Raw genomic sequence first — 343 nt, 5'->3', positions numbered from 1 at the left:
AATTGAACAGGGTAACTGTGAAGAAAAAATACTCATTGTCGAGGATCGATGAGTTATTCGATCTGTTGGGTGGATCACAGTTCTACTCTAAGATTGACTTGAGATCTGAGTACCATCAGCTGAAAATCAAGGCGGAAGACATTCCGAAGACTGCTTTCAGAACTCGGTACGGGCACTTCGAGTTTCTGGTAATGCCGTTTGGGTTGACAAATGCCCCTGCTGCATTCATGGATCTAATGAACCGTGTTTTCCGGCCGTACTTGGATCGGTTCGTGATCATCTTCATTGACGACATACTGGTTTACTCGAAGACTTGGGAAGAACATGTGCAGTACCTTAGAAT

General features: G+C 44.3%; 1 protein-coding gene. It reads left to right on the top strand.

Translation table 11 applies throughout. From position 1 onward, the window contains the following. Nucleotides 1–343: reverse transcriptase family protein (locus A6X21_RS05750; RefSeq protein ID WP_165603689.1), on the top strand; the 343-nt coding region annotated here is incomplete at both ends.

Source organism: Planctopirus hydrillae (genome assembly GCF_001707835.1).
Classification (GTDB): Bacteria; Planctomycetota; Planctomycetia; order Planctomycetales; family Planctomycetaceae; genus Planctopirus; species Planctopirus hydrillae.
Note: the sequence above shows the minus strand (reverse complement) of the source record. Positions and strands in the feature narration are given on the sequence as shown.